This is a genomic window from Methylobacterium sp. PvR107 (assembly GCF_017833295.1).
Taxonomy (GTDB): Bacteria; Pseudomonadota; Alphaproteobacteria; order Rhizobiales; family Beijerinckiaceae; genus Methylobacterium.
This window is the reverse complement of record NZ_JAFIBW010000001.1, coordinates 2,426,171-2,440,998: the sequence shown is the minus strand read 5'-3', so window position 1 is coordinate 2,440,998 and position 14,828 is coordinate 2,426,171. Positions and strand designations below refer to the sequence as shown.

12 protein-coding genes are annotated in these 14,828 nt (G+C 70.2%); 6 read left to right on the top strand and 6 right to left on the bottom strand.

The window, feature by feature from the left end; genetic code table 11:
• Positions 1-75 precede the first annotated feature (75 nt).
• A complete protein-coding gene (locus JOE48_RS11400; RefSeq protein ID WP_210029877.1) occupies positions 76-1,062 on the bottom strand; it encodes an alginate O-acetyltransferase AlgX-related protein in 987 nt (328 codons plus the stop codon).
• A 184-nt stretch (positions 1,063-1,246) separates the two neighbouring features.
• Here JOE48_RS11400 and ada point away from each other — a divergent pair, with 184 nt between their 5' ends.
• Positions 1,247-2,311 carry a bifunctional DNA-binding transcriptional regulator/O6-methylguanine-DNA methyltransferase Ada gene (ada, locus tag JOE48_RS11395; protein ID WP_245253245.1) on the top strand — a complete coding sequence of 355 codons (1,065 nt, stop codon included), beginning with the start codon at positions 1,247-1,249 and terminating at the stop codon, positions 2,309-2,311.
• A gap of 11 nt (positions 2,312-2,322) precedes the next feature.
• Here the strand turns inward: ada and JOE48_RS11390 are convergent, their stop codons facing one another.
• Positions 2,323-3,633 carry a DUF5666 domain-containing protein gene (locus tag JOE48_RS11390; RefSeq protein WP_210029873.1) on the bottom strand — a complete coding sequence of 437 codons (1,311 nt, stop codon included), beginning with the start codon at positions 3,631-3,633 and terminating at the stop codon, positions 2,323-2,325.
• Between the two features lie 11 nt (positions 3,634-3,644).
• The gene (locus JOE48_RS11385; RefSeq protein WP_210029871.1) at positions 3,645-4,490 is read right to left on the bottom strand and encodes a DUF6502 family protein; all 846 of its coding nucleotides are present in this window, start codon (positions 4,488-4,490) and stop codon (positions 3,645-3,647) included.
• A gap of 475 nt (positions 4,491-4,965) precedes the next feature.
• Here JOE48_RS11385 and JOE48_RS30810 point away from each other — a divergent pair, with 475 nt between their 5' ends.
• Both JOE48_RS30810 and JOE48_RS11380 read left to right on the top strand, forming a co-directional pair.
• Positions 4,966-5,100, top strand: a complete 135-nt coding sequence (locus JOE48_RS30810) for a hypothetical protein (protein ID WP_280921310.1) — start codon at positions 4,966-4,968, stop codon at positions 5,098-5,100.
• Positions 5,101-5,686: 586 nt separating this feature from the next.
• The gene (locus JOE48_RS11380; RefSeq protein ID WP_210029869.1) at positions 5,687-6,064 is read left to right on the top strand and encodes a hypothetical protein; all 378 of its coding nucleotides are present in this window, start codon (positions 5,687-5,689) and stop codon (positions 6,062-6,064) included.
• A 34-nt stretch (positions 6,065-6,098) separates the two neighbouring features.
• On the opposite strand, the gene grpE is transcribed toward JOE48_RS11380, so the two are convergent.
• The 3 genes from grpE to JOE48_RS11365 all read right to left on the bottom strand — a co-directional run bounded on the left by grpE (position 6,099) and on the right by JOE48_RS11365 (position 11,133).
• Entirely contained in the window at positions 6,099-6,713 is a 615-nt protein-coding gene (gene grpE / locus JOE48_RS11375) for a nucleotide exchange factor GrpE (protein ID WP_210029867.1), read from the bottom strand.
• A 103-nt stretch (positions 6,714-6,816) separates the two neighbouring features.
• On the bottom strand, positions 6,817-9,609 hold the full coding sequence (locus tag JOE48_RS11370) for a [protein-PII] uridylyltransferase (protein ID WP_245252798.1): 2,793 nt from the start codon (positions 9,607-9,609) through the stop codon (positions 6,817-6,819).
• Positions 9,610-9,714: 105 nt separating this feature from the next.
• Entirely contained in the window at positions 9,715-11,133 is a 1,419-nt protein-coding gene (locus JOE48_RS11365) for a TAXI family TRAP transporter solute-binding subunit (RefSeq protein WP_210035702.1), read from the bottom strand.
• 224 nt (positions 11,134-11,357) lie between these two features.
• Between JOE48_RS11365 and JOE48_RS11360 the strand changes: the two genes are divergently transcribed.
• The 3 genes from JOE48_RS11360 to JOE48_RS11350 all read left to right on the top strand — a co-directional run bounded on the left by JOE48_RS11360 (position 11,358) and on the right by JOE48_RS11350 (position 14,813).
• Positions 11,358-11,897, top strand: coding sequence for a regulatory protein RecX (locus JOE48_RS11360; protein ID WP_210035701.1), 540 nt, complete (start codon positions 11,358-11,360; stop codon positions 11,895-11,897).
• Positions 11,898-11,973: 76 nt separating this feature from the next.
• Positions 11,974-13,185: a putative DNA modification/repair radical SAM protein gene (locus JOE48_RS11355; RefSeq protein ID WP_210029864.1), complete on the top strand. Its 1,212-nt coding sequence runs from the start codon at positions 11,974-11,976 to the stop codon at positions 13,183-13,185.
• A gap of 137 nt (positions 13,186-13,322) precedes the next feature.
• On the top strand, positions 13,323-14,813 hold the full coding sequence (locus tag JOE48_RS11350; RefSeq protein ID WP_210035699.1) for a UdgX family uracil-DNA binding protein: 1,491 nt from the start codon (positions 13,323-13,325) through the stop codon (positions 14,811-14,813).
• Positions 14,814-14,828 lie beyond the last annotated feature (15 nt).

The following is a 14,828-nucleotide window of genomic DNA, read 5'->3' as shown; positions in this document are numbered from 1 at the left end:
CCAATAGAGCCGGTCCGCGCACGCGTTGAGGGGCTGGTTCCCGGGCCTTGCTGCGCAGTCCCGGGATGACGGCGCTCAGGCATCCGCGGCTGCGAGTTCTGTGCCGAAGCGGTCCTGCGCGTAGCGCTCCACCGAGAAGGTGTCGTCGGGCAGCTGAACCATGAAGCGCTCGGCCACCTCGGTCAGCACGATGTCGGGCCTGACGCGCTCGATATACGGCCAGTCGAGCGAGGTGCTCCAGATGAAGTGCACCTCGCGGAACGTCTCGGCCAGCATGATCGTCAGCATGTACGGCATGATGTGCGAGAAGGAATCGCCGAACAGCGCCAGACGGCGCGGGTCGGTCGCCTTGGCATTGCCGTAGACGACATGGGCGCCGACATGCAGCGTGTGCAGGAGGCCGGCCTTCTCCCGCGCCTCCACGATCGGGCTGCCATAGGTCCGCACCGCATCCTGCTGCATCAGGACGGTGCGTGAGCGCGCCCGACGGGGCGGATCGAACGCGCTCCCCAGATCGCCATCGTGATCGGTCTCGAAGGAGGGCCGGTCCCGGAGATCCGCCCGGGGCTCGGCCCCCAGCGCCCGGCAGATCTCCGCGTAGGCGAGATAGCAGCCGTCGGGAGACCAGTGGGTATCGGTCCGGCAGTAAAGGTCGGACCTGTCGCGCTGGGCGCGCATCGGCGTCACCAGATCGATGCAGGTCTCCCGCCAGCGTTTCCGCCGACGCCACGCGGTATAGAGGCCGAGCGGCCCACGACGGCCGACCAGCGGAGGCTCGCTATGGAGCAGCCGGTAGGCCGGCGAGGCGGTCGGCCGGATCGTGATGCCGTCGAGCCGGTGGTCGTAGATCATCAGTTTCTCCGGCGCTACCACATGCCGGTACAGGATGCCCATGGCCCGCAGCCGCCGCTCGCGGGTCGCCAAGAGGCTCCGCCATTGCCAGACAAGCTCGGTGGTCTCCTCCGGCCGCTCGTACTGGCCGAGGACGTCGTTGGTCCCGGTCTTGAGGAACAGCCAACCGTCCTTGCCGACATGGATGTGGTCGGGCGTGCTCGAAGCCATGGCGCACTCGTGAGACTGATCGGCTGCTCAGGTTGCGTCCGCCCAGGAGTGCGGATTCGGCAGCAAGGAGTGGGATGCCGGGATTGTGGCGAACGGGCAGGGTGGCGGGAACGTCCGCTCCCGCCCGTCAGGTTCCGTCATGCCCCTCCCCATCGCCTGCGCCAAGACGCATAGTGCTGCCGCCATGAGCAACCGCCCCAAGATCGACACCGCCGAGGCCGCCCGATGGGCTGCCCTGGCCGATCGCGACGTGCGGGCGGACGGCACCTTCGTGTACGCGGTCCGCTCCACCGGCGTGTATTGCCGCCCGAGCTGCGCGTCCCGCGCGGCCCGGCCCGAGAATGTGAGCTTCCACGCGACCTGCGCGGAAGCGGAGGCCGCCGGCTTCCGGCCATGCCGGCGTTGCTGGCCGAACGAGGCCGGCTTGGCCGAACGTCGCGCCGAGGCGGTGGCCCGGGCCTGCCGGGCCATCGAGGCGGCCGAGACGATGCCACCACTCGCGGAACTCGCTCGTGACGCCGGCCTGAGCGCCTTCCACTTCCACCGGATCTTCAAGGCCGCCACGGGAGTCACCCCGAAGACCTACGCCGCCTCCTGCCGCGCCGCGGTGCTTACGGCCCGGTTGCCGGGCGCCGAAACCGTAACGGAGGCGCTCTACGAGGCCGGCTACGGCACCGCGAGCCGGTTCTATGCCGGGGGCGCCCCGCGCCTCGGCATGGCGCCCGACCAATACCGGAAGGGGGCCGCCGGCATCCCCATGCGATTCGGCGTCGGGGCCTGCTCCCTCGGGGCGATCCTCGTCGCCGCCACCGCCACAGGCGTCTGCGCGATCCTGCTCGGAGACGAGCCCGATGCCCTAGTGCGGGATCTCCAGGATCGCTTCCCGAGGGCGGAGATCGAGGGCGGCGATCCGGCCTTCGAAACCTGGATGGCGCGGGTCATCGGCCTCGTCGAGGCGCCGGGCGGCGGCCTCGATCTGCCGCTGGACATTCGCGGCACCGCCTTTCAGCAGCGGGTCTGGGAGGCGCTGAGGAAGATCCCGGTCGGCTCGACAGCGAGCTATGCCGAGATCGCCCGCGCGATCGGCGCGCCGGCCGCGATGCGGGCGGTCGCCCAGGCCTGCGGCGCAAACCCCCTCGCGATCGCGATCCCCTGCCACCGGGTGGTGCGCTCGGACGGTGCCCTGTCGGGGTATCGCTGGGGCGTTGCGCGCAAGCGCGCCCTGCTCGCCCGCGAGACGGACGCCTGACGGCCGTCATCCTAGCGCCGACCGCCCCCCGGTCCGCCGAAACCGCCGCCTAAGCCGCCGCCACTGGGGCCAGGGCCAGGACCACCGGGCGGTCCGCCAAATCCGCCCGGGCCGCCCGGGAACGCTCCGGGACCTGCCGGCGGTGCGCCGCCGAAGCCGCCGTGGGGCGCCCTAAATCCGCCAGCACCGTCCGCCCCGGGGACGACCGCGGCACCCGGCCGGGTATCGATCGCGGGGCCGTGCAGCTCGCCGATGCCGCCCGGACCGCCCTGCCGACCGCCGGGCTCGGCGCCGAAGCGGCCGGGAATCTCGTCGGGCAGGTTGCGCAAGTCGAGGCGGTCGCGTTCCCGCTCGAACCGGGGCGTGTCCGGCTGCGGAGGCTCGGGCGCGATGCGGTTCTCGACCCGCAGCCGCTCGACGGTCAGATCGCCGTCCCGCGCGACGGTCGCGGTCAGCACGGCCCGCGCACTTCCCGTGTGAGGCACGAGGGCGTTCGGACGTCCCGCGACGGCGTAGCCGGAGCCGACATCCAGGCGGGTGCCGGTCCGGCCGATATAGGCTTCGATGGAGACCTGCTTCAGGCCTGGCGGAAACGGCAGCCCGACCTGCGCGGCGTTCGTCACGCGCAGCGCGCCGTCCGCCTCGGTGCCGGTCACCAGGGCGCGTCGGCCCGGCGGCAGGGCCTCCGCGCCCGTCAGGCGCAGGCGCCCGATGGTGAGGGCACCCCCGGACTCGCGCCGCACCGGCCCGGCGACGCGGTCCGGCCCGGACGCGCGCGGCTCGATCAGGCTCGCGACGATCACGCCGTCAGGCCGGCGCAGGCCGCTCACAGCGACCCGGGTGCCCGGCTGCCAGGCGCCAGCCAGACCCGCGGTGGAGACCCTTTGCCCAAGCACGATCATCCGTCCCGGCGCGACCGACTCGACCCGTCCGACCACCTCGCTCGTCACGTCGATCCGGCGTGTGGCGAGGCCGCCGCCGTCGGGCCGCGCGACCACATGGACGACTTGGCCGATCTTCAGATCGGCCGCCGTCCCGGCTTCGCCGTCGATCCGGACCTCGACCCCTGGGGGGTAGGCGATGCGCAGGTCGTTGACGATGATCGAGCCGAAGCGGCGGATCGTCCCGATCACGCCGGTGCCGCCGATGCCGCGGTCGCCTTCCCCCAGCGCGCCGTCGCGCGGCTCGTCGGTCCTCATCATGCCGGTGCCGCCGATGCCCTGGTCGCGCGGGGCCTCCTGCGGGCGCACGGCAACCGGGCTCAGGGCTGCGGCGCCCGCGAGCAGGCGAAGGACGAACCGGCGGTTCGGCAAGGATCGCACCGGCCGGCTCCTCAGCGCCCGTCCGTGGGGGGCGCCGAGGCGGCGGCTTCCGTGTAGATGTAGAGCCCGAAGTTCCAGCGGTGGTCGCCGCCCGGATCGGTCTGGCAGGCGGCGTGCGCTTCCCGATTGGCCTGCTGCAGAGCCTCCATGGCGATCTCGCGCGCTCGCGCCTCGAGCTTGATCGCGAGTTCCCTGGAGAGCCCGTCGTAGTGGACGGCCCGCTCAAGGAAGCGCGGCCTGTCGCCGACGATGTTGGCCACGGCGGCCGCGATGTGGTCGTGCAGGTTGCGGCCGAAATAGTAGAGCTGCGGCCCCTCCGCGCCGTCGCCCCGCGGTACATAGGCCGCTTCCGCCAGCACGATCCGGTCCTGCGCGTCCGTGAAGGCGAGGCCGCGGTCGAGCCATTCGTCGAGGACGGCGCGCGGCCGCACGTCCCGGGTGATGCCCGAGACCAGGGTCTCGAAGGAGGACGCGCTGCCCTCGGCGGTCCGCGGCAGCGGCAGGGGGTGCCCCTGCGGATCGGTGTAGGCCGGGTCGGCGATCCACCGGGCGATGATGCGGCTCGTGCGCGAGACGACGGCCGGCACCACGCTGACCGGTGCGCCGGCACCGCGCAGCCGCCGCACCTCCTTGCGATGGATGCCGGTGAGAAGCGAGACGCGGCTGTCCGTCTGTTCCTTGCCGGCGAGGGCAAAATCGTACTCGGCGACGTTCACGTAGAGTTCGCGCAGCAGATCCGTGAGAGCCGGGAAGGTGATGCCCCGTGCCACCAGCAGGCGCACGAGCGGGCGCAACAGCCGCGCCAGGGGCGCGTGCAGACTGGCGCCCTCGCGCGGGGTATCGACAGACTCGGACATGGCCTCATCGTTAGCGCATGTGCCGTGGGAGACAATCCCACAACGTGCGGCGCCGCACATCGGTGCGCGTTTTCCCAATTGACGTGGGAAATTTGCACACATAAATTTCGGACGTGTTCAATTTTCCCACGGGTCGCCGGAGCGCGCAGATGAAGGTGGTTCCTCGCAGGCTCGTCGATGACGCGTTGCCGCCTCTCACGCTCACCACGACGTCCACCTGCCGAAGCCGGCAGGAAAACCCCATGCTGCGGCTTGGACGCATCGCCTGCGTCCTCGCCGCCCTCGCGCTGCCCGCCATTGGTATCGCTGTCGCGGATACGGTCCACCGCGGCAACGGATCGAAGGCGCCGCAGGCCGCCGCTCCCGTCTCCCCCTCAGGCGGGGCGGCGGTATCCTCGGGTACCGTTACGCCTACACGTGCCCACCGGGCCATGCGGACCGCCGCAATCGCTCTTCGCCAAGGGGGGATCCGGTCGTGATCGTTCTGTCGGAGACAGGCCTGGAGCGGGAGCGACCGGTAGCCAGCTGCGGCGGAGGCCCGATCCTCGATCTGGCGCTCTGCCTGATCCTCTCCGTGACCATCGTCGGCTTGCTCATGCTGGCCCTGTGAGCCCGCGGCTCTGCCGCTCCACGCATGGGACCCCCATGAGGCTATCGTTCCGTGCCGCGCTCCGCGACGCAGCGGCAGGCTGCTTCTCGCGCAGCGCCAAGCCGTGGGTCAGCCCCGCAGCGTACCGCGGCCTCTGCTGCCGGTATTCACCTGGACCGCGTTCTACGCCGGTCTGAGTGCCGACTGGGCCTTCGCCCACAGGCAGCACCGGCCCCGCGGTGGCCGGCAGCATCGAGTATGCCGTCAGCGAGAGGCCCTCCGCCAAAGTGAAACCACTGTACATCCATCTTGGTCGTGACTGCACCGGATGGACCTATTACAACGCCAGCCGTCCCGCGTATTACGGTGCCGGCAAACAAGATTCGGGGTTTGCTCTTGTCGGGGCTGAGGTAAATTGCCGATCCAAGTCAATATTGACCCCATCAGATCTTGACGGCTTGGCCGTGGTGAGGCGCTATGGATGGCGTTCGGCACCGCGATCCTTCAGCCCGTCGATCGTGTCCACGGGCTGATTCGGGTCGTCGGTGCCGGATGCCGCACGGGTATCGCCGCGCGGTGTCAGGAGACATTTCCGACAGGATCGGCCGTGATCGCTGCCAGCCCGACCTTCACCAAGTTGGCGTTTCTCGTCCTCGGACTCGCAGCCTATGCGGCGGGGGCGCGGGCGCAGGACATCGTTCCGCCGAGCGCATCCGGCCGAGGCGCGATCCTGATCTACGGCAATTATTGTGGGCCGGGGAACCGCGGCCCCGGCTATGGGCCGATCGACGCGCTGGATCTCGCCTGCGCGCATCACGACGCCTGCTCGACCGACCCTGATTCGGGCGTCCTGACGAGCTGTGCCTGCAACCGGCGCCTCGAGGTGGAGGCGGGTCGGGTGGCGCGCGATCAACGGGCGCCGATTCAGACCCGCCAGACGGCGCAGTTCATCGCGAGCTTCGCCACGGCGCTGCCCTGCCAGTAGGCCAGCGCCGCGGTTCCGATCAGGGGGGCCGCGATCAGGCGGCGTCGGCCGGGTTGGCGGCCGCCTTCGGACCGCCCTTGGCCACGCCGACCAGGGCGGGGCGCAGCACGCGCTCGCCGATGACGTAGCCGGCCTGCACGACCTGAACGACGGTGCCGGCGGGCACCTCCGGGTTCGGCACCTCGAACATGGCCTGATGCCGGTTCGGGTCGAACTTCTGGCCCTGGGGCTCGACGATTTTTACCCCGTGCCGCTCCAGGGTCTTGCCGAGGTCGCGTTCGGTGAGCTCGATCCCGTCGATCAAGCCTTTCAGCGCGCCGTCGGCCGTAGCCTTCGCGTCAGCCGGGACGCTGTCGAGGGCGCGGCGGATGTTGTCGGCGACGTTGAGCACGTCGCGGGCGAAGTTCGTCACCGCGTAGCTGCGCGCATCCGCGACCTCGCGCTCGGTCCGGCGGCGCAGGTTCTCCATCTCGGCAAGCGTCCGCAGCATCCGGTCCTTCAACTCGTCGCGCTCGGCGGTGAGCAGGGCCAGGGCCTCCGCGACAGGATCGACGGAGGCCGCCTCGGCACCCTGACCTGCGGGCGCCGTATCCTGGGTCGCGCCGGCACCGGCTTCGACCGTGGTCTGGCGCTGGTCATCCTGGGGCATGTCGTTGCTCGTCATCGTGTTTCAGTCATCAGGGCAGGGTGGTTCGCGGCAATCGGAGCCGGCGCTGATATCTGGCCCGGCGGCGGCGAAATCAACCCGGCGCTCACGCCTCGCGCGGTGGGGGGGCGGCGACCAGGGCCTCCAGACCCTCCGCCTTGAGGGCGGCGACATCGCCGGCGAACACATCCATCACGGCGCCGCGGATCGCGGCCTGCCGATCGGGCTGGGTTACCCGGGTGCCGGTGAGGTCGGTGACGTAGAAGACGTCGACCGCCCGTTCGCCGAAGGTCGCTACATGCGCCGAGGTGATGTTGAGCGACAGCCGGCCGAAGGCGGTGGTCAGCTCGTAGAGCAGGCCGGGCCGGTCGAGGCCCGTGACCTCGACGACGGTCTCCCGGCTCGACAGCGCGTTGTCGATGATCACGTCCGGCGGCACCGGGAAGGTCTTGGCGCGCGTGCTGGTCGGCGGGTGTTTGTCGGCGACGAGGTCGGCGATCTTGATCTCGCCCTTGAGCGCCCGCTCGATCGCCGCCGTGATGCGCTTGGTCCGGCGCAGCTCGTCCTCGTCGCGCTCGAAGGCGCGGGAGATGAAGATCGTGTCGAGGGCGAAGCCGTCCGTCGTGGTGAAGATCTGCGCGTCGACGATGTTGCTGCCGGCGGCCGCGCAGGCCCCGGTGACGATCGCCAGAAGCCGCGGGTGGTCGGGCGAGTAGACGGTGATCTCGGTCACCCCCCGCACGGGGTCGAGGGCCACGTCGGTCGCGCTGGTGCGGCCATCGGCCAGCGCATCGCGCAGGAACCCGGCATTCTTGAACTGGCGCGTGCTGTCGACCTTGAGCCAGTAGGCTTGGCCGTGGCGGGCCGCGTAGGCGTCGAACTCCTCCGACGCCCAGCCGGGCAGCTGCTCGCGCAGGCTCATCTGGACGAGGCGGACCCGGTCTGTGCGGGCGATCTCGGAATGGCCGCCCGACAGGTAGACTTCGGTCTCGTCGTAGAGCGTGCGGAGCAGCGTGCCCTTCCAGGCCGTCCAGACGCCGGGGCCGACCGCCGTGATGTCGGCCACCGTCAGGATCGTCAGGAGCTTCAGGCGTTCCAGGCTCTGCACGCTCGCGGCGAAGCGCTCGATCGTCTTCGCGTCCGAGAGGTCGCGGCTCTGCGCGGTCATGGACATCAGCAGGTGATGCTCGACCAGCCAGCACACCGTCTCGGTCTCGGCCTGATTCAGGCCGAAGCGGGGGCAGAGTTTTTCCGCGATGGCGGCGCCCGCGATCGAGTGGTCCTCCGGCCGGCCCTTGGCGATGTCGTGCAGCAGGATCGCGACGTAGAGCGCCGTGCGGTTGTGGATCGAGTGCACGAGGCGCGAGACCAGCGGGTAGGTCTCCTGGACCCGGCCCGATTCGATGTCGGCCAGCACGCCGACGGTGCGCAGCAGATGCTCGTCCACCGTGAAGTGGTGGTACATGTTGAACTGCATCATCGCGACGATGCGGCCGAAATCCGGAATGAACCGGCCGAGCACGCCCGCCTCGTTCATCTCGCGCAGGGCCTCCTCCGGGGCGTTCCGGGAGGTCAGGATGTCGAGGAACAGGCGGTTCGCCTCCGTGTCCCCGCGCAGCGATGGATTGATGAGGCGCAAGGAGCGGCTGGCCAGCCGCTTAGCGTCCGGATGGATCGCGAGGTTGTGCCGGTCGGCGAGCCAGAACAGGCGGATCAGGTTGACGGGATCGCGCTCGAAGGCATCCTCCGCCCGCAGGTTCACCCGGCCGTGGTCGATCCAGAAATCCTCGGCCTCGATGGCGGTAGCGCGGAACCGGTCGCGGAACCGGCCGATCCAGCGGTCGAGCACCGGCGTTCGCTTGGCGTGGCGCGCTTCCAGCTCGGCGCAGACGATCGCGGTGAGATCACCCACATCCTTGGCGATGCGGAAATACGCCTTCATGAAGCGCTCGACGCCCGACAGGCCACCCCGCGCCTCGTAGCCGAAACGCTCGGCGATCCGCGGCTGCAGGCCGAAGGACAGACGCTCCTCGGCGCGCTTCGTCGCGAAATGCATGTGGCAGCGGACCCGCCACAGGAATTCGTCGCAGCGCTCGAACAGCGCGTATTCCTCCGGTGTGAACAGTCCGGCACTGACGAGTTCGATCTGATCGCGCACCCGGTAGGTGTATTTGGCGATCCAGAACAGCGTGTTCAGGTCGCGCAGGCCGCCCTTGCCGTCCTTGACGTTCGGCTCGACGAGGTAGCGCGAGGAGCCGGCCTTCGAGACGCGCAGGTCGCGCTCGCGCAGTTTCGCGTCCACGAACTCGGCGGCCGAGCCGACCACAAGCTCGGCGTCGAAGCGCGTCACCAGCTCCTCGTACAGGACCCGCGTGCCGAACAGGTAACGCGCCTCGAGCAGGGCCGTACGGATCGTCATGTCGGCCCGCGCCTCGCGCAGGCACTCCTCGACCGAGCGCGTGGCGTGGCCGACCTTCAGCTTCAAGTCCCACAGGACATAGAGCATCCCCTCGACGACGCTCTCGGACCACGCGGTCTGCTTGTAGGGAAGCAGGAACAGCAGATCGATGTCCGAGCCCGGCGCCATCGTGCCCCGGCCGTAGCCGCCGGTGGCGACCACCGCGAGCTGCTCGCCGGTGGAGGGGTTGTCGTTCGGATAAAGCCGCCAGACCACCGCATCGTGGATCGCCCGGACCACCGCGTCGGTGAGCGCCGAGAGGCTCTGGGCGCAACGCAGGCCGTTGCGGTCTTCGAGCAGCTGCGCCTCGGCGGCGCGATGGCCCTCCTCGATCACCCGGCGCAGCTGCGGCACCAGGGCGGCACGGAGCTTGGTCGGCTCGCGGGCCTCGCGGTCGAGGTTCTCCAGGACCGTATTGAGGGCGGCGACGGGATCGAACATGGCCCCCGTTAGCATGATATGCCTACGCCGCCAGCCATGCGGCGATAAGTCCCGCTTCGCCGAAGCCGCGTACCGGAGCCCGTACGGTTGGCGCTGCCCCCGCCACTATTCCGCCGCCGGGAGATCGAGGGCCAGCAACCGCGCGGTCCGCCTGCGTGTGGCCGCCGGCGGCTCCGCCTCGCCGGTCTGCCGCCGCGCGTCGGCGATGGCCGCGTGGACCCCGTCGACGGCCAGGATCAGGGCGCTCACCGTCCGGGCATCGATGCTGCGCTCCCGGGCGTAACAGACCACGTCGGCCACCAGCCCGTCGGTCTCGATCGCGATGGCGTCGAGCTCGGCGCTGGTCGTCGCGGCGCGGACCTCGCGCATGATGTCGAGCAGGCGATCGAGGACGAAATCGACACGCTCCCTGCGCTTGCGGGCGAGCCGTTGCCCGATCCAGGCGAAGCCCGAGCCGATCGTGCCGCCGAAAAACGCGAAGAGGTAGATGTAATCCTCGTAGCGGTCGAGGAAGGTCTGCTGCTCGCGCTCGAAATAGTCGACGGCACCGGGATGGTTCGGAAGGCGCGCGGAGGTCGCCGCCACCGTCGTGTCGAAGTCCGGCGCCTTCATCAGCTTGGCCACCGGAGCCGCGGAGGCGAGGCGCGAGCGCCACTCGAACAGGTGCTGCGTCGCCGAGGCGACCGCGACCCGGCTCACCGTGCCGCGCGCCATCAGCCGGTACGAGGCCCCGACGGTCTTGACCTCCTCGTCGGGCCGCTTGGGCCGCCCGCCGAAGGTCCCGGCCGGGATGGTGACCGATTGCAGTTCCGGGAAGCGCTGCAGGATCGCGTCGCCGTCAGGGATCGAGACGAAGCCGACCTTGTGCTCCGGCGCGCCGAGTTCGACGGCCCGCACTACGGCGCCCGCGACCTTGGAGGCCGGGCTGGCGATCACCGCCACCGCGTCGACACGCTTCTCGTTGAGCGCGGCCGTGACCTCGCCCACCTTCAGGGGCACGACGACGACGTGGCCGGCTTCCGCCTCGAGGGCGTGGCCATCCTCCGGCGCGTCCTCGCCGGGGTTGTCGGGCACGAGGTCGTAGAAGGACAACAGGTTCGTGAGAAAGGGCAGGTCGGCGCTGTGGCGCACGACGATGCCGAGGCGCTTGCGCGCCAGAGCGGGGACGTCGTCGATATCGGCGGCCTCGGGCGCGGCGATGACGAGGGCCTCGTCATGCAGGATCGCCAGCGTCAGGCCGTTCTCGGGCAGCAAGACGTCCGGCCGCACTACCGCGAGGTCGGCCTTGTTTCGCTGGAGGGCCATGGCGCTGTCGCGGACGTCGCCATAGCGCACGACCTTGAGGCGGACATCCTCGCGAGCCCGGTCGAGGGCGCCGGCATAGGCCTCGATCAGCGCGGCTTCCGGCCCGTCCTGGGGGCCGACCGCCACGGTGAGCGTGTTCGGACGCGACAGGTACACGATCGCGGCCGCAGCAGCGGCCAGCCCCACAGCCACCAGGACCAAGAGCCACTCGCGGCGCATCAGAGATGCCGCCAAGGCGTGAAGGCGCCGCCGCCCCGGGGGGCGCGGGTGATCGGGCGAAGGACGGGGGTTCGGGCCATAGCCGAGCCTGTCGCGTTGCGCGCGTTCCATACCCAAGTCATGGAACGCAAACCTGTCGAGATCGTGAAGAACCGGTGAAGCGAACAATCGTTGCAGGATCCGGGCCGGGACGCCGGGATACCGATGCCCCGCCCCCGAAGCCGATCAGCCCGAGCTGGCTCGAACGCGCGGCGCTGCACTACCTCGAGCGCTACAGTGCGTCCACCGAGATGCTGCGCCGGACCCTGGCGCGGCGGGTGGAGAAGCGGGCGCGCCTGCGTGGGGAAGATCCGGCGGCCTTCGCCGAGATGATCGCCGCGACCGTGGCGCGGGCGGTTTCGGCCGGTCTCGTGGACGACGCGCGCTTCACCGACACCCGCCTCGCCACGCTCCGCCGCCGCGGCACGTCGAGTCGGGGTGTTTCGGCCAAGCTTGCCGCAAAGGGCGTCTCGCGGGACGTGGTCGAGGCTGCCATGCAGGCGGAGCGCGAGGCGATGCCGGATGGAGCGGCGGAAGCGATCGAAGATCAGGCCGCTCAGGCTTACGCCAAGCGGCGGCGACTCGGCCCGTATCGCCGGCCGGACCTGCGGGCCGCGCACCGCGACAGGGACCTTGCCGCGCTGGCGCGGGCCGGGTTCGCCTACGGTCTCGCCCGGCGGGTGATCGACATGGAACTCGAATCGGAGACCGAGGAGGCGGAGTGACGGGTGCGGCATCGCGGCTCGGGGCGAAACGCCGGGCGGCCTTGCACCTTCGACCGCGTCGTTCATTGTCTGTTCGATGGACGAGACCCTCGCCAAGAAGCTGCGCATCCTGGCCGATGCCGCGAAGTATGACGCCTCCTGCGCCTCGTCGGCCGCGCCGAAACGAGCAGCCGGCAAGGACGGTCTTGGCTCCACGACCGGGGCCGGGATCTGCCATGCCTACACGCCGGACGGGCGCTGCGTATCGCTGCTCAAGATCCTGCTGACCAACTGGTGCCTGTTCGACTGCGCCTATTGCGTCAACCGGCGCTCCTCGAACGTCCGGCGGGCGAAGTTCACCGTCGAGGAGGTCGTGAACCTCACCCTCAACTTCTACCGGCGCAACTACATCGAAGGCCTGTTCCTCTCCTCCGGCATCATCAAGTCGCCGGATCACACGATGGAGTTGCTGACCCGGGTTGCGAAGTCGCTCCGGCGCGATCACGGATTCGCCGGCTACATCCACCTCAAGTCGATCCCGGAGGCGAGCCCCTGGCTGATTGAGGAGGCCGGCCTCTACGCCGACCGGCTGTCGATCAACGTCGAGCTGCCCACAGAGGCGAGCCTGGAGCGCCTCGCCCCCGAGAAGGACGGCGCCGCAATCCAGAGCGCCATGGCGCAGATCGGCGAGCGGATCGTGCAGGCCAAGGCCGAGAAGCGGCGCTTCTCGCCGGCCGGGCACTCGACGCAGGTGATCGTGGGCGCGGATGCCACGACCGACGAGGCGCTGATCCGCAAGAGCGCGCTGCTCTACGGCAGCGTCGGCCTGAAGCGGGTCTACTATTCCGCCTTCAGCCCGATCCCGGACGGGTCGGCGATCCTTCCGCCGAAGCCGCCGCCGCTCCAGCGCGAGCACCGGCTTTACCAAGCGGATTGGCTGCTGCGGTACTACGAATTCACCCCCGACGAGGTCGCCGACGCCTCCGAGGGGGGGATGCTCGCCCTCGACATCGACCCGAAGCTCGCCTGGGCGCTGAAGCACCGCGAGAAATTCCCCGTGGACGTGAACAAGGCCGACCGGGAATGGCTGTTGCGGGTGCCGGGGCTCGGCGCGCGGGCGGTCGACAAGATCATCGCGGCCCGCCGCCACGCGACCCTGCGGCTGAATGATGTCGCCCGGCTGACATCGGGCTTGAAGCGGGCGCGGCCGTTCCTCGTCGCCGCGGATCACCGTCCGGTAGGCCTGACGGATCGGCTCGATCTGCGCGCGCGGTTGGTCGAGCCCGCGACGCAGCTGAGTTTGTTTTGATGAAGCTCGGAGCCACGACCCGCCCGCCCCCCTCTGCGGGGGGAGGAGGCCCTCGCGTCGGCGAGGGTCGGGAGAGGGGAGCGACGGTGCAGCAGGAGGTTCTGGCCTTCAAACCTGCTCGGCTCGATTCGGAAGCCGTGCTCCCCTCTGCCGACCCGCTTCGCGGGCCACGCTCCCCCGCAGAGGGCGGAGGGGATCCGCGTCGACCGCGCGCCATTGCCTTGCATCCCGGCGCCGATCTCGATGGATTCCGCAAAGCTGCCCGCAGCCTCGTCGCGCAAGATGTCCCGCCCGAGGCCGTGACGTGGTCGGTGATGGACGCGCCCGGCCTGTTCGGCGCCGATGCGGATCATACTTCCGCCGCGCCGCTCGCCCTGCCTAAACCCGTTGCCGCCCTGATCCCACAGGTGATCCCCCACCGCGATCCGGAACGCTACGGCCTGCTCTACGCGCTGATCTGGCGTGTCTGCCACGGCGAACGGCATCTAATGGAGGTGGGCAGCGATCCGCTGGTCCATCGCCTGCACCGGATGGCGAAGGCGATCGGGCGCGACCTGCACAAAATGCACGCGTTCCTGCGCTTCCGCCGGGCCGAGGATAGCGATGGCGAGCACTACGTCGCGTGGTTCGAGCCGGACCACCACATTCTCGAGGCCGCCGCGCCGTTCTTCGTCGGCCGCTTCCGCGGCATGCGCTGGTCGATCCTGACGCCTGACGGCTCCGCTCGCTGGGACACCGACACGCTGACCTTCGGGCCGCCCGGCGACCGGACGCAGCTCCCCGAAGGCGACGGGTTCGAGGCCGGCTGGCAGACCTATTACGAGAGCACGTTCAACCCGGCCCGGACCAACCTGAAGGCCATGCGGGCCGAGATGCCCAAGAAATACTGGCACAACATGCCGGAGACCGCCGCGATCCCCGCCCTGGTGAGGGCGGCCGCCGGGCGCACCGAAGCCATGATCGAGAGAGAGCCGACCGTGCCCACACGCCGCGAACCCGCCCGCGCCGTCGCCGCGATGGCCGATCAGGATCCCAAGACCCTGGAAGAGCTGAACGCCATCATCCGGCGGACCGAGCCCCTCGTCCCTGGCGCGACCCAGGCCGTGCTCGGCGAGGGCGCGGTCGGCGCGACCATCGCCTTCGTGGGCGAGCAGCCCGGCGATCAGGAGGATCGCCAGGGCCGCCCGTTCGTCGGTCCGGCGGGGCAGTTGCTGTCCCGCGCTATGGCGGAGGCCGGGATCGACCGCGGGGCGAGCTACCTCACGAATGCGGTCAAGCACTTCAAGTTCGAGGAACGCGGCAAGCGCCGCATCCACCAGAAGCCGACGGCCGGCGAGGTCAGCCATTATCGCTGGTGGCTCGATCGGGAGCTGGAATTCGTGGCCCCGAAGCTCGTCGTGGCGCTCGGCGCGACCGCCGTGCTGGCGCTGACCGGCAAGGCCGTGCCGATCACCCGCGCGCGCGGCCCGTTCCGGTTCGAGCGGCACGACAACCGCTTCCAGGGCTTCATCACAGTTCACCCGTCCTACCTGCTGCGCCTGCCCGACGAGGCGAAGGAGGAGGCCTACGCGGCCTTCGTCGACGATCTCCGCCGGGTGGAGGCGCTCGGGCGAGAACTCGCGGCGTGATCCGCCAACGCCGCG